We start from the raw sequence: 18489 nt of genomic DNA, 5'->3' as shown, positions 1-18489 counted from the left end.
ATGCAGAACAAATTGGAAATGATGCGTATCTTTTGTGTCGCAGCAGAGTCTCGAAATTTTAAAGAGGCAGCAACTCAGCTGGGTATTTCCCCGCAGCTAGTGACACGGGCAATAAAAGAGCTAGAAGAGCAGCGCGGAGAGATTCTGTTCTACAGGAGTACTCGACAAATTAAAATTACCGCTGATGGTGAGCGTCTGGCAAAGCAAGCACGTTTTGCGGTGGGATCGATCGATGCTTTGTTTGTAAAAGACACCAAGGAAAAACGAGATGAAATGCGAGGGACTGTCCGTCTTACTGTGTCGTCTGTGTTAGGGCGCAAATTGGTAGTACCCGCACTAGCAGAATTTGCCACACGTTATCCAGATATTGTCGTGGATTGTGTGCTAACAGATTCACACTCGGATGTGATCGATGAGCGGATAGATATCGGGATCAGATTTGGATTTTTGCCGGACAATCGATATGTGGCAAGGGAATTGGCTAAAGTGAACTTTTATTCTGTGGGTACGCCAGAGTTAATTGATAAGGTTGGAATGCCTAAAAAAATTATTGATCTTGATAAATACCCTCTAACAGCACTAGTCGATCATAAAACAGGGCGTTACTGGCCATGGACATTCACCGAAAGTCGAAGCTTTACGCCATCAAATCCCCGTTTTATTACAGATGATCTTGAAGCTGAATTTCAAGCTATTCTCGCTGGAGTCGGATTCGGACACATGCCTGGATTTCTAGTTTTGCCGTGGCTTAGGAGTGGTAAGCTCATTCAGATACTTCATGAGGAAACCTCTCCCGTTTGGCGCCTGTATTTATATCGTCCACAGCGGGGCCCGACACCTTTGCGAATCCGAGCATTGTTTGATTACTTAGCGGAAGTGCTGGGCCGTATAGAAACCTGAATCAGATAAGACCATCACGTATCTAGAGTAACTACAATTTTTCCTATTTGCTGATTTGATTCAAGATAGCGCTGAGCGTCATGCATGTCCTCAAAGTTAAAGCAACGGTCGATCACTGGACGAAGATATCCTGCACCTATACTGCTAAGAATAAATCGTCTGGCTTGCTCCCTTAGAACAGGGTCATGCAGAACCTCAAGGAACAAAAAACCTCGCATGGTTAAGCTCTTGCGTAATGCAACTTTAAGCGGAAATGGTGTGATCTCAGGGCTAAGTGTACCATGCATAACCATCGTTCCTCCTACAGACATCGCTTTTGCAATCTGTTCAATATGAGGCCCTCCTACAGCATCGAAGGCGACATCAAGATGTTCTCCACCTAAACGTAATACAAGCGCCTCATACAAATCTGGTTCATCTTCAGTGGCTATAACATTTTTAACACCGAGATCCACTAAACGTTGCTTTTTCTCTATCGTCTGTGTACTTGCAATGACCTTAGCTCCCGCTGCTTCAGCTATCTGTATCGCAGCTAGTCCTACGCTACTTGAAGCTGCTGTGATCAAGATCGTTTTTCCTTTCGAAACTCCACCAGCATGGATTACACCACCCCAAGCCGTCAAATACTGCATCCAGATTGAAGAAGCTTCTTCCCAGCTTAAACTATCGGGTTTGTGAACTAAAAAAGTTTCTGGAATCAGGAGCTTGTCCGCATATGTCCCATATTTGGCTAGATTGTCAGTCGGAAGAATCGATACTGCATCTCCTGGAGAAAATTGGCGTACACCTTCACCTATCGCAAGAACTATGCCTGCTCCCTCATATCCCAGACGAGAAGGAAATACTGCCTTTTGAATATAAGTACCACGCCGAAACATTACATCAGCCCGGTTGAGTCCGATCGTTTTCATCTGGATTAGAACTTCTCCTGCGGCTGGTAAAGCCACAGGAAGTGTTTCTAATGTCAGAACGTCTGTATCTCCAATACTATTGAAGCGCCAAGTCTTGGCCTGAAGTGCGTTAAATGACATCAATCACGACCTTAATATTGGCAGAGCGATCTTGAACAGCATCATGAGCCTCAATCGCTTGGTCTAGAGTAAAATGACGAGGATCAACAATAGGACGCAGTTTACCTTCCTCAACAAGACGAGTCGCGATCTTAAGGATATCACCATGATGAGCACGGCGATTGCCTGTTAACATCGGCATTAGGACGAATACGCCAGACAGTGTGGCACACCGTAGAGATGAACTCGCTAAATTATGATTACCAAATGCAGCACAGCTGGTAATGTGGCCATAGTGAGTTGTCATGGAAAGTGAAGCTTCGAGTACTGGACCACCCACAGTGTCGTAAACAATGTTAAAACCTTGACCCTCAGGGCTTGCAGCAATAATGTCATCGGAAGATGCTGTTGTGTAATCGAGAGGTGTTGCACCGAGTTCTGAAATCAGTGATTGATCAGCTGTACGACCAGTCGCCCAAACATTTGCATCAAGTGCTTTTGCAAGCTGAACCACCATATAACCAACGCCACCAGCACCACCCTGAACCAGTACAGTTTGCCCTGGTTGGACCTTCGCATTATCCACTAAACCTTCCCAAGCGGTGAGGAACGTCAATGGTAGTACTGCTGCCTCGCGCATAGAGATATTCCGTGGCTTTAATGCGATCAGATCGGCATCTGCTACAACATATTCTGCTAAAGATCCTTGAAGACCACGAACGCCACCTATCAGACCGTAAACTTCATCTCCGACGTTGAAGTGAGTGACACCTTCACCAATAGCAGTTACAACCCCAGCCATATCTGTTCCCAACACGGCAGGAAGCTCTGGCATAGCATATGGTGCTTCACCAATACGAATTTTATAATCAATAGGGTTCACACCACTAGCATGAATACGTACTACAACTTGCCCAGCCTCTGGTTGAGGTATAGGGAGTTCTACACGTTTAAATTCATGATCACCAAAATTTTCTAGGATAAGAGCATTCATCATCTTATTCATAATTGTTGCTTATTTTTAACTAGGGGATGATATGCACAGTACCAAATTAAAATAATCCAATAAATGATATTTATAGGATTTAATAATTCCTAAATAATGAATAATAAATATCATTCGCTCACTAAAAATATTCTAGTACAGTCTGTAAAGGCAATTTAATCTAAACTGTCGGTAGTATTTTCAAGGCTTGAAACGTTCAAAATATCTACAAAGTGGCTAAAATTTGAAACATAATTCTAAAAGGTCACAGCATTACAAAGAACATGAGCCAAAATAAAAAATGGGAGCTAAAAGCCCCATTTTTTTGTGACTTTCGCATAAGCTCTATGATGTTAATTTAAAAAAAACTAAAAACAGGGATAGAAAATTTTCGCTAAAGATCTTTTTGATTTTCGATTTATAAAAAATATTGCTTTTTTTATACTATGGGGTACTATAGTATAAATGCTAGCAAATAAGGAGGTCTGATGCCTAATCAGGTTGACGACAAAAAAAAGATTCTTCTACGCGTCAGAAAGATCAAAGGTCAGACGCAAGCGATTGAAAAAGCGTTAGAAGATAATGTGGAATGTGGTGCAATTCTGCAACAAATATGCTCTGTGCGTGGTGCTATTAATGGTTTAATGAATGAAATGTTGGAGGTTCATTTAAAGGACACTTTAGTATCAGGTGAAACCACAGAACAACAACGAAAAGAAGAACTGGCTGAAATCGCCAAGATTCTAAAATCATATTTAAAATAGATATGTATAAGGAGTTATTCCATGAAGTCACGTGCTGCTGTTGCGTTTGGTCCTGGTCAACCTCTTCAAATTGTTGAGGTTGATGTTGCACCACCGAAGAAAGGTGAAGTATTAATCAAGATCTCCCATACCGGTGTGTGTCATACAGATGCATTTACTTTGTCTGGCGATGATCCTGAAGGTGTTTTTCCGGCTATTCTCGGGCATGAAGGTGCTGGTGTTGTAGTTGAGGTTGGTGAAGGCGTGACTAGCGTCAAACCAGGTGATCATGTAATTCCACTTTACACTGCTGAATGTGGCGAGTGCGTATTCTGTAAATCTGGAAAATCGAACTTGTGTATTTCCGTTCGCGAAACTCAAGGTAGAGGCGTAATGCCAGATGGTACCACTCGTTTTTCCTACAATGGTCAACCGATTTACCACTATATGGGCTGCTCAACGTTCAGTGAATACACTGTAGTGGCAGAAGTATCATTGGCTAAAATCAATCCTGAAGCCAATCACGAACATGTCTGCTTACTGGGTTGTGGTGTAACAACAGGTATCGGTGCAGTACACAACACGGCTAAAGTACAAGAAGGTGATAGTGTTGCGGTCTTTGGTTTAGGTGGTATTGGTTTGGCAGTCGTACAAGCCGCACGTCAAGCTAAAGCAGGACGTATTATTGTGGTTGACATGAATCCAGATAAATTTGCGCTGGCAAAAGAGTTTGGTGCAACGGACTTCTTGAACCCTAAAGATTACGATAAACCAATCCAGCAAGTCATTGTCGAAATGACTGGCTGGGGTGTAGATCATTCATTTGAGTGTATTGGTAACGTGAATGTGATGCGTGCAGCCCTTGAAAGTGCACACCGTGGCTGGGGACAATCCGTAATTATTGGTGTAGCTGGCGCAGGTCAAGAAATCTCTACTCGTCCATTCCAACTGGTTACTGGTCGTAAATGGCTAGGTTCTGCCTTTGGTGGGGTAAAAGGTCGTACGCAACTTCCAGGAATGGTTGAAGATGCCATGAAAGGTAAAATTCAATTAGAACCATTTGTGACACACACCATGGGCTTGGATCAGATCAATGAAGCCTTTGATCTAATGCATGAAGGTAAGTCAATTCGTACTGTAATTCATTACGAATAATTCCGTCAGACCTTATACTTTTCCATGCATGTGAATCATGATTGACATGCATGGAATCCTCTAAAACGGCACATCATCTGTAAAACAGATCTATCTATGTATCCATCATGTATAGGTTCAACAAACCTGCCTACATTTTAAATCTTTATCAGTATTCTCTGTGGAGAATGTCAAACTCTTTGTTTACTCGATTTCTCATGAAGTCTTGCTCAACATAGGTAATTGATTATGGAAATAATTGAGAAACATGCTTCTTTTGGTGGATCGCAAGAAGTGTATCGCCATCAGTCAACAGCATTAAACTGTTCAATGAAATTCTCAATATATCTGCCACCTCATGACAAAGATGAGCGGTTGCCAGTTTTATATTGGTTATCAGGACTGACTTGCAACGAACAGAACTTTATTACTAAAGCCGGAGCACAAAAGTATGCGGCTGAACATAAAGTCATTATTGTTGCACCAGATACCAGCCCACGTGGAGAGGATGTACCAGATCATGCAGATTATGATTTAGGCCAAGGCGCAGGATTCTATGTGAATGCAACACAAGCACCCTGGTCACAGCATTTCAAAATGTATGATTATATTGTGGAAGAGCTCAGAAATCTGATTGACCTGAATTTTCCGACCAACCAAGTCCAAAGCATTATGTGGCATAGCATGGGTGGTCATGGTGCATTAGTAATTGGTTTAAAAAACCCTGAGCTGTATAAAAGTATTTCTGCTTTTGCACCAATTGTTGCACCTAGCCAAGTACCTTGGGGGAAAAAGGCTTTTACACACTACCTAGGTGAAACCGAAACTTTATGGAAAAGCTATGATGCGATTGAATTAATCAAAAACGATGAAGTTCATTTACCTATTTTAGTCGATCAGGGAACAGCTGATGATTTTCTTGAAGAACAGTTAAGACCTAAGCTTCTTAGTGATATTTGTTTGGAACAAGAATATCCTCTTACACTTAACCTAAGAGAAGGGTATGACCATAGCTATTACTTCATTGCGAGCTTTATAGAGAAACATATAGAGTTTCACAGCAAATTCCTAGCTAAATAACTTTCATAGATATGAAGATGTGCATGTTGTTCTTGAATGCTTCTTGAGCAATATAACTTCCAGATGAAGAGGTCAGCTTATAAATCTAAGGTAGAGTCAATTGATCCTTATATAACTAAGATTGAATTTAATCATCTCATATCTTGATTTTTTGATTCAAATGTTAATGATATTAACTTGAATAAATTCATAGCATTATGTCGAAATAAAAACCTAAATTTTGGCTCAGCTATGGGATGTTTTTTAACTTTTATACAACAAAACTTTCTGACATGCATACATTAGCAATGACAGAATCAGTTTGAATTCTAATCAATTGTGGAGTTTTAGTCATGCTTAAAACAGCTTTATATGTCCGTCTTGAAGCTAAACCGGGTAAAGAAGACGAAGTGGAAGCTTTCCTTAAAGCCGGTTTACCTATTGTAATGGAAGAACCTGCGACAGTTGCGTGGTTTGGCTTACGTCTTGGACCTACAACATTTGGTATTTTTGATGCATTTCCTGATGAGGCGGGTCGCCAAGCACATTTATCTGGCAAGGTTGCAGCTGCGTTGATGGCTCAGGCCGAAGAGCTATTTTCAGAGCCACCGTCTATTGAAAAAGTAGATGTTTTGGCGAGTAAACTACCAGCTTAAACCGACGCTTAAATGTATAAATGTACTGCCTGAAATTTTGAATGAAAGGCAGCACTTCAACCCTGTGAGGTTTGTCAGAGGCTTTTTATTCAAGTTGGGCTACTTTATTTAATGGCTTAATCTCATCATTTACATGGGTCAATATCCAAAACAGGGTAAATAAACGAATGCAGCTATGTACATGCTTTATATTGAACCAATCTATCTAATTTACTGAACCGTACCGGGTTTGTTGGAGACCAACTTTCCTGAGATGAGAAGCATTGCTTCGCACGACGTAGCGAAGCGTAGTGTTCCGATGAAAAAAGTAAAATATACCCCTGAAATCAGAGATAGAGCGGTTCAATTATTGATTGACTACCAAGACGGTATCTCAGGTGAGTGACTTTACGTATATTCAAACAAATTCAGGCTGGGTCTATACCGCCTTTATTATTGATGTGTTTTCACGAGCAATTGTTGGATGGAAAGTATCAACACGTATGAATACAGATATGGTGCTTGATGCATTAGAACAAGCTTTGCATGATCGAGGTATGCCAAAGAATGTAATTCATCATTCCCATAGAGGTGTTCAATACCTTTCCATTCGCTATACCAATCGTTTAGAAGCAGCAAATTTACGAGCATCAATCGGTACAACGGGGACTCATACGATAATGCTTTGGCTGAAACAGTGAATGGCTTATACAAAACAGAGATGATTGAATATTTAAAAGCAGATTGGCAAAGTTTAGCAGATGTACAACTTGCGACATTAAATTGGGTAGATTGGTTTAATAAAAAGCATGTACACAGTGCACTGGGTTATGTATCGCCTTTTGAGTTTGAAGCAATGTACTATGATAAGATTAACCCGTTAGGTCAGGTGGCCTAACTTAAATAAAAAAATCTCCGATAAATCCGGTACGGTTCAAAATGCGATTTATGGCTTTTTTGTGTAAAAAAAAGTAATATCTGTTTTATTGTTAAATTATAACAATTAGTATAAATACACCTATGATTTACAGATGAAAAAGGTAGTTAAATGAAATATTTTTTAAGTTTAACTTTGTTAGTTTTAGCAATGACTGGGTGTACTTCGAGTCCAAAGACTGAAACTTTACAAGATAAGGCTACAAGCAATACTTCAGCTGATACGCAGGTCCTTAAATTTTCTGGTCCGAATGGTTTATTAATTTTTCTGAAATCATCGGATAACTTTGAAACTGCTTTAATGACTGATAACTCAGGCGTGGTATATCGTTTAAAGCAAACAGTTGCTGGTAGTGGTATTCGTTTAGCTAATAATAATGGAGTTTCAATTCACTTTAAACGTGGTGAAGGGGTTGTTGAATTTGTAAAAGACCAGCCAATCAGCATTACTGAAGTAAAATAATAAGGTTTAAACTTTAAGAGAACCCCACACCATAATCTGTATACCGAAAGTTGGACACTATTCCTTGAAATGTGGTCAAACATGATCAAGGACTAATTCGCACTCTGTTAATGGGTGAATTCAAACATGAGGTGCGACAGTTTCAAAAGCCTTATGATAATCTGTGTGATTCATAGACATCACTTCAATATAATGGGTGTCTATGAACAGAGAAATTCAACAATGAATAGCCACCGATTTTGTAGACACCTTTTAGTTAGATAAAATGGCTAATTAACGAGGTGCTTATGAGCAGTAAACGATACCCTGAAGAATTCAAAATTGAAGCAGTAAAACAAGTCACTGAGAAAGGTCATAGTGTGGCTGAAGTTGCTACACGTTTAGGAACCACTACACATAGTCTGTATGCTTGGATCAAACGTTATGATCCACAGCAGCCCAAGACAACAGAATCTAGTGATCCAACTACAGAATTAGCGAAATTAAAAAAAGAGCTGCAAAGGGTCACTGAAGAAAGGGACATATTAAAAAAGGCCGCGGTGTACTTCGCAAGCCAGTCCAAATGAGGTACGCCTTTATTCGGGACAACCAACATATATGGTCTGTTCGTCGTTTATGTTCAACGTTAGATGTTCATCACAGTGGTTATTACGCCTGGTTAAAGAAACCTACCAGTATAACTGCGAGGAAGCGGCAACAGCTTTCAGGATTAATTAAACAGTTCTGGTTGGAATCTGGCGGAGTCTACGGTTATCGCAAGATTCATTGTGATTTGAAAGACGTTGGCGAAAGTTGCGGTATCAATCGAGTACATCGACTCATGAAGGCGAATGGTCTCAAGTCACAGCGTGGCTATCGCAAACCTAGAGCTAATGTTAGTACTCCATCGATTGTGGCTCGAAATACTTTAGACAGACAGTTTAACCCCACCCAGCCCAACCAGTTGTGGGTGACTGACATCACTTATATTCGCACTCATGAAGGATGGCTGTATCTTGCAGTAGTAATCGACCTATTCTCACGGCTAGTCGTTGGCTGGTCTATGAAGTCGAGAATCACAACAGATCTGGTTTTAGATGCTCTACTGATGGCTTTGTGGCGAAGAAGCCCAAAGAACAAAGTCCTGATTCATTCTGATCAAGGTAGCCAATACACCAGTCATGAATGGCAGACATTTCTCAAGCATCACAACCTTGAAAGCAGTATGAGCCGGCGTGGAAACTGCCATGATAATGCTGTTGCTGAGAGCTTCTTTCAGCTGTTAAAGCGAGAGAGGATCAAGAAGAAAATCTATGTGACAAGAACTGAAGCAAGGTCGGATATCTTTGAATATATAGAGATGTTCTATAACTCAAAACGCAGACATGGTTCCAATGGTCAGCGTTCTCCATTAGATTATGAAAAGGCCCATCAAAAGATGGTTATGTGTGTCTAGAATTTTGGTGGCTATTCACTATATCATTTTTATTAATATAAAAACATATATGTAAAAATCACGCCCCGTTTAACTGGCAATAGTTTTTGAACCCTGGTATAAAAGCTTAAAAAAATCTAGCAAGTCTTTATTTAATGTTAATACTCATCCAGTATTGAGGTTTTTTATCTTTTCTTGCCTGTGATCTAGGTTGTAATACTCTAATTTCATACTCACCTGAAGCAGGTAAAATATAAATACCCTTATCATCAAGCTCTGGAGAATATTCTCCAAGATTGATGGAGTCTTTTAATTGATTACCCCATAAGTAAGCTTCAACATTTCCTCCAGTCAACTTCACTTTTAACTTTTGCCCTTTTTTAGCATAAAATTTGTAGGAATCATACTTGTATCCATCTATCCTTCCGTAATAATTTGCAGGGTGAGCTTTTTTAGCAAACTTAACTACAATAGTCTTTCGTATATCATTGTTATCATTTGCAAGTACGACAGGGCTAACTATAGTTAAAGTTAGGGCTATCAAAGCGCCAGCTAGTAATTTCGTATTCGCTATTTCCATAATAAGGTTACCCTAATTCTTGTATCGCTCCTGACATAATAACATAACTAATAAGTAACCATGAATGATGGAGCAGAAATGTGAATAGTCATAACATGGGGTTGCACTTCAAATGCCAATTTAAGACTTGCAAAATCAATGGTTAATTAATTGGTTACTAGGGAATAACCAATCTAAATATAAATTTTATTTAACAATTACTTATAAAAATATGTGATGCGTATGATACGCATCATATGAATATCGCTTAAATTTGCTATAATTGAATTGAGCAGTGCCATTTGTGGTTAGGTTAAAAATTCATGAGTCTTACTGAAATTAAGGTACGTCAAGCTAAACCAAAGGAAAAAATCTATTTTCTGGCAGATGATGACGGCTTAAGTTTGAAGGTAGAACCAAACGGACGTAAATCTTGGAGTTACCGCTATTCACTTGCAGGGACAAATAAACGTCCTCGCATGAAGTTGGGTGAATATCCTGTAATGTCCTTGAAAGAGGCCAGATCAGTCCGGGATGAATATAAATTTAATAATTATGAAAATAAACCACTGCATAAAAAATACATCAAAACTTTTCAGGATATTTGTGAAGAGTGGTTAGAATTTAAAATTAAAAATTCCTTTGAAGATGAACCACGATGCGGTGTAATTCAGCTCGCAAAAAAATGTTTAGATCAGGATGTTTATCCAAATATTGGACTAATGCCATTTATTGAAATTAAAAGATATGATCTAGTTAAGATTATTAAAAATATAGAATCTAGAAATGTAAAAGAACCTGTAAAGAAAGCCTATAGTTATTTAAATCAGATTTATGATTATGCGGTAGCGATGGGGTATTGTGAATATAATATTGCACATGGACTTCATAAAATATTAGTCAACAATAAGATTAAGAAAAACTATCCTCATTTGAATTCAGATGAACTATCTAATTTCTTAGCTAAATTAAATCAGATTAATACAGATCCTATTATTAAAAAAGCCCTGTTATTTAAACTATATACAGGCGTCCGTGGTGGAGAATTATTGCTTTGTGAACCACATCACTTCGATCTAGATAAAAAAATATGGAAAATACCAGCCTTACATATTAAACAATATAGAAGAAAGGTTATTTTAGGTCATGATATCCCTGATTTTTTTGTTCCACTATCTGATCAAGCACTTGAAGTTGTGAAATCAGCACTCGTTTGGTCTCATAGCGAAAAATATGTATTTTCTAGCCCGCGAAATAATAATAAACCTATTCATTTTAATACCCTGAACTTGATTATCAGAAAAATGGGATATACTAAAAATGAATTAACTTCTCATGGGTTACGATCGACATTTAGTACCATATTAAATGAATCCGGTTTATTTCAATCAAATTGGATTGAAGCACAGCTATCTCATACTGATAAAAATAAAACCCGTGCAAGTTATAATCATGCAGAATATTTTAATCAGCGTATGGAAATGATGCAATGGTGGGGCGATTTTATTGATAGTTGTACTGTAAATTAATGGTTATGAAATCCAAGTTTTAATTAGAATAAGCTTTGTTGCACAAACCTATTCACCGCCATAAATCATTATCTAAAATTGCATCTCGTGGTAAAAGCTCAATGGACCGGTTCTATGGCTATAAATTACATGTTGTGATGAATCAACTTAGAGAAATAGTCTGTTCACAATGATGATTTCTCTTAACTCGTAAAGTTTATGACGGTGTTGAACGTGTTCAATTGAATCTTAAGCAAGGTAAATGGACAGAAGAGAACTTCATTAAGCCGTATCAGAATATTCTTGAAGAATAGGCATTTCATTTCACATTAGAGCGAGAATCTCATGAGAAAGTTGCCTGATTGAATGTAGTGAATAGATTCATTGCATAATTGTTAACTAAAATTTTCTATATCAGCCTGATTAAGATTAATCGGGCTGATTCTGTTAGGTCGAATATAATAGCGACCTGCTTCAATCATTTTTATTTGAACTTTATTTTATGTCACAGCTTGCTTCCCATTTTAAGCACAATCAGTTTTGTATTTTGTTGGAATATTTAAGTTCTGCTAAAGGCATTGCTGTACCAATGTCTTTAGCAGAATTTCCATGTGCGATCACTTTTGCAGATCGAGTGCATGCCGATAGTGATTTGGCACCACTTGAATGTGCGAAGACATTTCCTTCATCAGTGGAAAAAATCATCCATTATTCAGGGAAAGGTCGGGATATTACTGATTTTGAGACCTTCTTAAAATCAACTCAAGCTTCGGGACAGAAAAATTTACTGCTTCTCACAGGTGATAAGTTAAAAGGGCATACAAATGGTCAAGATGGAACGAATCGCACCCGATATTTAGAGTCTGTAAATGCGGTCATGGCCGCAAAGTGTTATGGTGGATTTCACATTGGTGTAGCTTTTAATCCCTTTAAATATGCTGAAGCTGAACGTGATGCACAATATTTAAAACTTCACAAAAAGATTAAAGCAGGAGCAGACTTTATCGTTACCCAGTTGGGTTACGATATGGAGGCTTTAAAACAAGCCAAGGCTTTTTTAAATCGTCATCGATACCCACAAAATATACTTGCTTGTGTTATGCCACTTAGTTTGGCACGTGCCAATTTTATGGTGAAACATAATGTCGCAGGAATTGTGATTACACCACACATGTTACGAGTGTTGGCTCAGGAAGAACAGGATGGACGAACTGAGAATGCTTATAAACGTTGTGCTATACAAATATTGATGTGTAAATATTTGGGTTTTGCAGGTGTGCATCTTTCAGCATGCCATAAGCCTGAAGAGCAAAAGCTTTTAGAAAAATATATTGAACAATATCGACATTATGGTTTACAGGAACTCGAAGCACTCTGGAATGCACTGTGGCAAGTGAAGACTAAAAATGAACTCGTGCCAGAATTAGCTTATTATTCCCGCCAACCATCCTCTAGCCAGCTTATTAAATATCAGCAATTGCATTTCATGCACAAGGCTCTATTTGAGTCCAAAATTGCCAAAGGTGTGGGGCATTTTATTTTTAAAGCCTCATTCTGGGAAAATACGCCTGCAGCAAAAGCATTGTTAAAAACTGAATTTATCTCTAAGCAAGGGGTCGTGGGTTGTGAAAGTTGTGGTCAATGTAGGTTAGGAGATACTTTATATATTTGCCCTGAAACTTGTCCCAAAGGATTGGCGAATGGTCCTTGTGGTGGTACGACATTGGATCGCTGTGAGTTTGGAGATCGTGAATGCATTCATTCTGTGAAAGCCCGACTTGCCAAAGCCGTGGGACAGACTGACGTTCTAAAAGAAAAACTGATTCCAACTGTACCCATTGAAGTCCGTGGAACCAGTTCCTGGAAAAATTGGTATCTGGCGACTGAAGCTTAGCTTTCATCATCCGTGGCATTCGAATAAAATTTCACGCCCAATTTGATGCGATCACGACCTTGGCTCATACGCCAACGGTTGGTATCACGTAAGGAGTATACACAGCCACAATATTCTTGTTGGTAGAATTCTTCCTTCTTGCTGATTTCAAGCATACGAACAGCACCACCATTTTTACGCCAGTTGTAGTCCCAATAGGTGATACCTTCATAATGTGAAGCAGAACGATGCCCACAATCATTGATCTGCTTCATATCTTTCCAACGAGAAATACCCAATGAGCTACTAATTAGGCTGAAGCCATTTTCAGCTGCATAAAGGGCAGTCCGTTCAAAGCGCATATCAAAACACATGGTACAGCGAATACCTTTCTCTGGCTCATTTTCCATGCCTTTGGCACGTGCAAACCAATTGTCTGTATCGTAATCACAGTCAATAAAAGGAATATTATGTTTTTCTGCAAAGCGAATATTTTCTTCCTTACGGATTTCATATTCCTTGACAGGGTGAATATTGGGATTATAAAAAAAGATCGAAAAGTCGATGCCTGATTCAATTAGGGTTTCCATCACTTCACCCGAGCATGGTGCACAGCAGGAGTGAAGCAGAAGCTTGTCGTGACCTGCTGGGAGAGTCAATTTCTGACGTTCAAGTTTGTTTGACATAGTTATATGGGTTTAAATCTAAACCCTATATTTTAACGATTTAATTAGATAGTAAGGATTTGATATACTGATATTTTCTAAGGTTAAGATGAAAGAAATTCACTAATTGAAATTTAATAAGAACTAAAGTATATAGGAGAATAACTACAATAATGCTTTGGAATTAGAACATTGCAAGTTAATCAAGAGTCATTGTATGAAGCTTTAAAATTAAGTGAAGAAATTATTAGGGCGTGTCCTCATTTGGCTTTGCACCAAATAAATATGCAGGCTATACGCATAGATTTATAATTGCGTGCTAGTTTATCAAATCGAGTTTGCAATAGCACGGAAATATTTTGATCTCGCAAAAGCGTTTTCAACTAAATATCTTAATTTATATAGATATTTATCAAATTCTTTATTCGATCTCTTACTGTTTGATCTCAATGGAATAATAGGAATCATATTCTTGTTCTTAGCACATATTCGAATGTGCTCAGCATCATATCCCTTGTCAGCAATGAGATATGTTGCCTCGCCTACAATATCAATCAGTTGTTTTGCAACTTGACTGTCGTGGACGTCACCCCCAGTGATTTTAAAATCAATCGGTAATCCATTCGCGTCGGTTGCAAGATGTATTTTTGTTGTTTGTCCACCACGTGATTGTCCAATTGCTCTTTCGAAACCATACCGAGCTCCACTTGCATGTTGATGCACGCGTATGTAGCTTCCGTCAATGAATACCCATTCTTGATCCAAGACGCCTCGTAATCTAAAAAAAATTTATCCCATAATCCCTTACTTGCCCAGCGATTAAAGCGATTGTAAGCAGTTTGCCAAGGGCAAAATTCTTGAGGAATATCGCGCCATGTGGCGCCTGTGCGCAGTTTCCATAAGATGGCTTCCATGATATTTCTACTGTTTTTTGAACAGTAACAACCATGTAATCGCATAGTATCTTGAATTTGCTGCCAAATATCATCAGTGAGAAGAGTACGTGCCATTGAAAAAATATAGAAATGAAAAGAGCTTAAAGGAGGATTTTAAGTATTTAAAACCAATTCTTCAAATGAGGACACGCCCTAGTAATTTTTTAGAAAGAAAGAGTTTAAGAGATGGTATTAGCACGAACTCTCAATTTCTAATTAAACGACAAGCTTTTGTATACGAATATGTGTCTAATAAATATTATGAGCTAAAATATTCAAAAATTACGTCAGATATTTTTTCTAGAACAAGAAAGTTTGTAGACGGAAAAATTGGAGATTTAGTACCATTATCAGCACAAAAATTTGCATCTGTTTATGAGAATTTAACGTCCGAAGATTCAGAGGATTGGTCAAATGCTGTTCATAGTTGTAGGCGAATATTACAAGATACTGCTGATGTGATTTATCCTGCTAGAGAGGATAAGACTATTAATTTAGACAATGGTAAAACTAAAATTATTAAATTAGGTGTGGATAATTATATAAATCGAATTATTGCATATGTTGATGAGCAGTCAGACTCTAAAAGATTTGAGGAAATCGTTGGTTCACAGATGAAATATTTGGGCGAGCGGTTAGATGCTATTTTCAAAGCTGCTCAGAAAGGTTCTCATGATATTATTACTTCTAGGCAAGAAGCTGATCGTTATGTTATTTACACATACTTGATAGTTGGAGATTTATTATCTTTGGTAGAGTTGCAAAAAACATTATCAATTTCAGATAAAGATTTTAGATAGCCGCTTAACTTACTGAATAACTAAAAATCCTCAGAATCTTTAATTTATTAAGATGAGTATTTCTCATCTTAAGCTGAATTTATATCGTTTTACTCACTTTCTTATTCACGTTTAAATACAGCCATTCAGAAATTTAGCTTTTTATAAAATTTTTAGGTGGCAATCTCCATGAGTACAGCATTTGAGTGTTCAATTAAACGTATCCGTTTTGATGAAAACTACACGCCAGCAGAAAGCACACGTTTAACCACAAATTTTGCCAATTTGGCACGTGGGGAAAGCCGTGAAGAAAACTTGCGTCGTACCCTTGCGATGATCAACAACCGTTTTAATAGCTTGGCAACCGTTGATAACCCGAAAGGTGATCGCTATTCACTTGAGATTGACATTATTTCTGCGGAAATTGATATTGAAGGTAATGGTCAAACTTTCCCATTTATTGAAACACTTAAAAGTGTTGTGATTGACCATCAAACAGGTGAGCGTATTGAAGGCATGATCGGCAATAGCTTCTCATCTTATGTGCGTGATTACGACTTCAGTGTGGTATTGCCACAATTGGGTTGTGGTGTAGGTGAAAAACCTGAAGATTTTGGCAATCTACATGGCAAGCTTTATCAACATTTAGTCAATTCAGATGTATTTAAAGCAGAATTTAAAAAACAACCTGTCATTTGCTTAAGCGTTTCAACCTCTAAAACGTATTTCCGTACAGCCAACGTACATCCTATTTTGGGTGTGGAATACAAAAATGATGAATATTCACGTACCGATGAATATTTTGCCAAAATGGGTTTACGTGTACGCTACTTTAAACCAGAAGGTGGTAATGCACCATTAGCATTCTATTTCGCTGGCGATTTAGTCCGTGATTATACTGATTTTGAATTGATCAGCGCGATTGCAACCATGGAAAGTTTCCAACGGATCTATCGTCCTGAAATTTACAACACCAACTCTCCTGCAGGTGTGGTGTATCAACCAAGTCTAAGCTATGGCGATTATTCACTTACACGTGTGGTCTATGACCGTGTGGAACGTGGTGAGCTTGCAGTTAAACAAGGTAAATGGACGGAAGAAAACTTCATTAAGCCTTATCAAGACATTTTAAATGAATGGGCTGCAAATTTCGAAGTCGAAACAGCTGCTTAATCCATTAAATTGATAAACAGATTTACGAATTTAGACAAAGAAGATTAGACATGGCGCTTACACAACCGAAACTTTTACTCCCAACTTCAACTGCGGGTAGCTTGCCAAAACCGTCTTGGTTAGCTGAACCTGAAAAATTATGGTCTGCATGGAAGCTTGAAGGCGAAGAATTATTAGAAGCTAAACGTGATGCTTTGAAATTATCATTACATGAGCAAGTCACTGCGGGTATCGATATCGTGAGTGATGGCGAGCAAACCCGTCAGCATTTCGTAACCACCTTTATTGAGCATCTTGAAGGTGTGGATTTCGAAAAGCGTGAAACGATGCGTATTCGTAATCGTTATGATGCGAGTGTACCTTCTGTTGTGGGTGATGTTTCTCGTAAAAAAGCCGTGTTTGTAGACGATGCGAAATTCTTGCGCAGCCAAACCAATCAACAAATTAAATGGGCGCTTCCTGGTCCGATGACCATGATTGATACACTTTACGATGGTCACTACAAGAGCCGTGAAAAATTGGCTTGGGAATTTGCCAAAATTCTGAATCAAGAAGCGTTAGAGCTTGAAGCAGTAGGTGTCGACATTATTCAGTTTGATGAGCCTGCATTTAATGTGTTCTTTGATGAAGTAAATGATTGGGGTATTCCGACCTTAGAGCGTGCGCTTGAAGGACTCAAATGTGAAACCGCTGTGCATATTTGCTATGGCTACGGTATCAAGGCAAATACGGATTGGAAACAAACTTTAGGTAATGAATGGCGTCAATACGAAGAGTCATTCCCGAAACTACAACAATCTAAGCTCGATATTATTTCACTTGAATGCCAAAACTCACGTGTACCAATGGATTTAATCGAATTGATCCGTGGTAAGAAAGTGATGGTGGGTGCAATTGATGTGGCAACCACTCAAGTGGAAACTGCAGAGGAAGTAGCAAATACGCTACGCAAAGCATTGCAATTTGTTGATGCAGATAAACTGTATCCTTCAACTAACTGTGGTATGACACCGCTATCTCGCCAAGTGGCAAGTGGCAAACTTGAAGCTTTAAGCGCAGGTGCTGCCATTGTTCGTAAAGAGCTAGAAGCTTAATCAAACGTAGTCTCGTGCGAAGCAGAACAAATCATCGCAAGGTCATTTGTCCAGCTTTATGCACGAGCACGTGATATGTACATTTGAGATGAAAGAGATGATTGAAGCAACAGACTTTAGAAATGCAATGTCTTTACTCACCACAGCAGTGAATGTTATTACGACTTCGGGTGAAACAGGTATGCATGGATTTACTGCATCTGCCGTATGTAGCGTGACGGATACACCGCCAATGTTATTAGTCTGTATGAATCAATCCTCCCGTTCACATGCCCATTTTGTTGAAAATAAAGTCTTGGCTGTAAACGTACTAAGTACTCAGCATGAACAGCTTTCAAATGCTTTTGCTTCAAGTAAATTCAGCTCAGAAGATCGTTTCAAACTCGGTGATTGGAGTACTATGGAAACTGGTTCACCTATTTTGAAAGATGCCTTGGTCAGTTTTGACTGTGAGATTCAAGATATTCAGCAAGTCGGTACACACAGTGTTTTCATGTGTCGTGTTCTTAAAGTTCAACAAAGCGATCAAGAAGAAAGTCTGGTGTATTTTAACCGTGCTTATCATCAAGTGGGTCAGTTGGAACACGCTTAACTCAATGCCTTAATTCTTTTATCTTTTTAAAG

At 38.6% G+C, this 18489-nt stretch carries 17 protein-coding genes and 4 pseudogenes; 16 read left to right on the top strand and 5 right to left on the bottom strand.

The window, feature by feature from the left end; translation table 11 throughout:
• The gene (locus tag Q9R21_RS13345; RefSeq protein ID WP_025467887.1) at positions 1–900 is read left to right on the top strand and encodes a LysR family transcriptional regulator; all 900 of its coding nucleotides are present in this window, start codon (positions 1–3) and stop codon (positions 898–900) included.
• 14 nt (positions 901–914) lie between these two features.
• On the opposite strand, the gene Q9R21_RS13340 is transcribed toward Q9R21_RS13345, so the two are convergent.
• Both Q9R21_RS13340 and Q9R21_RS13335 read right to left on the bottom strand, forming a co-directional pair.
• Positions 915–1931, bottom strand: coding sequence for a zinc-dependent alcohol dehydrogenase family protein (locus tag Q9R21_RS13340; protein ID WP_311204675.1), 1017 nt, complete (start codon positions 1929–1931; stop codon positions 915–917).
• A complete protein-coding gene (locus Q9R21_RS13335) occupies positions 1921–2916 on the bottom strand; it encodes a zinc-dependent alcohol dehydrogenase family protein (protein ID WP_311204674.1) in 996 nt (331 codons plus the stop codon). Before Q9R21_RS13335 ends, Q9R21_RS13340 begins: the two co-directional genes overlap by 11 nt.
• A gap of 467 nt (positions 2917–3383) precedes the next feature.
• Here Q9R21_RS13335 and Q9R21_RS13330 point away from each other — a divergent pair, with 467 nt between their 5' ends.
• The 7 genes and pseudogenes from Q9R21_RS13330 (at position 3384) to Q9R21_RS13300 (ending at position 9300) form a co-directional block, all read left to right on the top strand.
• Positions 3384–3659 (top strand): metal/formaldehyde-sensitive transcriptional repressor, encoded by a 276-nt coding sequence (locus Q9R21_RS13330; protein ID WP_005105873.1) that lies wholly within the window; start codon positions 3384–3386, stop codon positions 3657–3659.
• A 21-nt stretch (positions 3660–3680) separates the two neighbouring features.
• Positions 3681–4793 (top strand): S-(hydroxymethyl)glutathione dehydrogenase/class III alcohol dehydrogenase, encoded by a 1113-nt coding sequence (locus Q9R21_RS13325; protein WP_000842149.1) that lies wholly within the window; start codon positions 3681–3683, stop codon positions 4791–4793.
• A gap of 228 nt (positions 4794–5021) precedes the next feature.
• Complete coding sequence (fghA, locus tag Q9R21_RS13320; RefSeq protein ID WP_311204673.1) at positions 5022–5852, top strand: S-formylglutathione hydrolase; 831 nt, start codon at positions 5022–5024, stop codon at positions 5850–5852.
• 332 nt (positions 5853–6184) lie between these two features.
• Positions 6185–6487 (top strand): putative quinol monooxygenase, encoded by a 303-nt coding sequence (locus Q9R21_RS13315; RefSeq protein ID WP_000920558.1) that lies wholly within the window; start codon positions 6185–6187, stop codon positions 6485–6487.
• A gap of 377 nt (positions 6488–6864) precedes the next feature.
• Positions 6865–7364: pseudogene (locus Q9R21_RS13310) on the top strand (IS3 family transposase); the annotation flags it as partial.
• Between the two features lie 150 nt (positions 7365–7514).
• Positions 7515–7865, top strand: a complete 351-nt coding sequence (locus Q9R21_RS13305; protein WP_184413766.1) for a hypothetical protein — start codon at positions 7515–7517, stop codon at positions 7863–7865.
• Positions 7866–8152: 287 nt separating this feature from the next.
• Positions 8153–9300, top strand: a protein-coding gene (locus Q9R21_RS13300; RefSeq protein WP_100358110.1) for an IS3 family transposase whose coding sequence is annotated in 2 segments (ribosomal slippage) — positions 8153–8399 and positions 8399–9300 — 1149 coding nt in all. Because the reading frame shifts where the segments join, the coding sequence is not laid out codon by codon here.
• A gap of 127 nt (positions 9301–9427) precedes the next feature.
• Here the strand turns inward: Q9R21_RS13300 and Q9R21_RS13295 are convergent.
• Positions 9428–9859, bottom strand: coding sequence for a PPC domain-containing protein (locus Q9R21_RS13295; protein ID WP_253102531.1), 432 nt, complete (start codon positions 9857–9859; stop codon positions 9428–9430).
• A 302-nt stretch (positions 9860–10161) separates the two neighbouring features.
• On the opposite strand from Q9R21_RS13295, the gene Q9R21_RS13290 reads away from it, so the two are divergent.
• From Q9R21_RS13290 to Q9R21_RS13275, 4 genes and pseudogenes are all read left to right on the top strand, one after another.
• The gene (locus tag Q9R21_RS13290; protein ID WP_311204672.1) at positions 10162–11367 is read left to right on the top strand and encodes an integrase arm-type DNA-binding domain-containing protein; all 1206 of its coding nucleotides are present in this window, start codon (positions 10162–10164) and stop codon (positions 11365–11367) included.
• A gap of 50 nt (positions 11368–11417) precedes the next feature.
• Positions 11418–11534 (top strand): annotated as a pseudogene (locus tag Q9R21_RS13285) (transposase); the annotation flags it as partial.
• Between the two features lie 9 nt (positions 11535–11543).
• Positions 11544–11660: pseudogene (locus Q9R21_RS13280) on the top strand (putative oxygenase MesX); the annotation flags it as partial.
• Between the two features lie 188 nt (positions 11661–11848).
• Entirely contained in the window at positions 11849–13240 is a 1392-nt protein-coding gene (locus Q9R21_RS13275) for a methylenetetrahydrofolate reductase C-terminal domain-containing protein (protein WP_311204671.1), read from the top strand.
• Here Q9R21_RS13275 and Q9R21_RS13270 read toward each other — a convergent pair.
• Together Q9R21_RS13270 and Q9R21_RS13265 are read right to left on the bottom strand one after the other, a co-directional pair.
• Positions 13237–13905, bottom strand: coding sequence for an epoxyqueuosine reductase QueH (locus Q9R21_RS13270; protein WP_287967140.1), 669 nt, complete (start codon positions 13903–13905; stop codon positions 13237–13239). The genes Q9R21_RS13275 and Q9R21_RS13270 overlap by 4 nt on opposite strands.
• A gap of 239 nt (positions 13906–14144) precedes the next feature.
• Positions 14145–14894 (bottom strand): annotated as a pseudogene (locus Q9R21_RS13265) (IS5 family transposase).
• Between Q9R21_RS13265 and Q9R21_RS13260 the strand changes: the two are divergent.
• The 4 genes from Q9R21_RS13260 to Q9R21_RS13245 all read left to right on the top strand — a co-directional run bounded on the left by Q9R21_RS13260 (position 14888) and on the right by Q9R21_RS13245 (position 18457).
• Complete coding sequence (locus Q9R21_RS13260) at positions 14888–15619, top strand: hypothetical protein (RefSeq protein WP_311204670.1); 732 nt, start codon at positions 14888–14890, stop codon at positions 15617–15619. The pseudogene Q9R21_RS13265 and the gene Q9R21_RS13260 overlap by 7 nt on opposite strands.
• A 168-nt stretch (positions 15620–15787) precedes the next feature.
• A complete protein-coding gene (locus tag Q9R21_RS13255; protein WP_004733167.1) occupies positions 15788–16771 on the top strand; it encodes a putative oxygenase MesX in 984 nt (327 codons plus the stop codon).
• A gap of 50 nt (positions 16772–16821) precedes the next feature.
• On the top strand, positions 16822–17865 hold the full coding sequence (locus Q9R21_RS13250; RefSeq protein ID WP_180039080.1) for a methionine synthase: 1044 nt from the start codon (positions 16822–16824) through the stop codon (positions 17863–17865).
• A 97-nt stretch (positions 17866–17962) separates the two neighbouring features.
• Entirely contained in the window at positions 17963–18457 is a 495-nt protein-coding gene (locus Q9R21_RS13245; protein ID WP_004647846.1) for a flavin reductase family protein, read from the top strand.
• Positions 18458–18489 lie beyond the last annotated feature (32 nt).

This window comes from Acinetobacter sp. RG5 (genome assembly GCF_031844265.1).
Taxonomy (GTDB): Bacteria; Pseudomonadota; Gammaproteobacteria; order Pseudomonadales; family Moraxellaceae; genus Acinetobacter.
The sequence above is the reverse complement of the archived record's forward strand: the minus strand, read 5'-3'. Positions and strand labels throughout refer to the sequence as shown.

Coding starts and splice junctions, on each gene's coding strand:
- Q9R21_RS13335 (WP_311204674.1), bottom strand. CDS start 2,916: ATGAATAAGATGATGAATGCTCTTATCCTAGAAAATTTTGGTGATCAT.
- Q9R21_RS13295 (WP_253102531.1), bottom strand. CDS start 9,859: ATGGAAATAGCGAATACGAAATTACTAGCTGGCGCTTTGATAGCCCTA.
- Q9R21_RS13345 (WP_025467887.1), top strand. CDS start 1: ATGCAGAACAAATTGGAAATGATGCGTATCTTTTGTGTCGCAGCAGAG.
- Q9R21_RS13340 (WP_311204675.1), bottom strand. CDS start 1,931: ATGTCATTTAACGCACTTCAGGCCAAGACTTGGCGCTTCAATAGTATT.
- fghA (WP_311204673.1), top strand. CDS start 5,022: ATGGAAATAATTGAGAAACATGCTTCTTTTGGTGGATCGCAAGAAGTG.
- Q9R21_RS13330 (WP_005105873.1), top strand. CDS start 3,384: ATGCCTAATCAGGTTGACGACAAAAAAAAGATTCTTCTACGCGTCAGA.
- Q9R21_RS13305 (WP_184413766.1), top strand. CDS start 7,515: ATGAAATATTTTTTAAGTTTAACTTTGTTAGTTTTAGCAATGACTGGG.
- Q9R21_RS13315 (WP_000920558.1), top strand. CDS start 6,185: ATGCTTAAAACAGCTTTATATGTCCGTCTTGAAGCTAAACCGGGTAAA.
- Q9R21_RS13275 (WP_311204671.1), top strand. CDS start 11,849: ATGTCACAGCTTGCTTCCCATTTTAAGCACAATCAGTTTTGTATTTTG.
- Q9R21_RS13245 (WP_004647846.1), top strand. CDS start 17,963: ATGATTGAAGCAACAGACTTTAGAAATGCAATGTCTTTACTCACCACA.
- Q9R21_RS13250 (WP_180039080.1), top strand. CDS start 16,822: ATGGCGCTTACACAACCGAAACTTTTACTCCCAACTTCAACTGCGGGT.
- Q9R21_RS13255 (WP_004733167.1), top strand. CDS start 15,788: ATGAGTACAGCATTTGAGTGTTCAATTAAACGTATCCGTTTTGATGAA.
- Q9R21_RS13270 (WP_287967140.1), bottom strand. CDS start 13,905: ATGTCAAACAAACTTGAACGTCAGAAATTGACTCTCCCAGCAGGTCAC.
- Q9R21_RS13325 (WP_000842149.1), top strand. CDS start 3,681: ATGAAGTCACGTGCTGCTGTTGCGTTTGGTCCTGGTCAACCTCTTCAA.
- Q9R21_RS13290 (WP_311204672.1), top strand. CDS start 10,162: ATGAGTCTTACTGAAATTAAGGTACGTCAAGCTAAACCAAAGGAAAAA.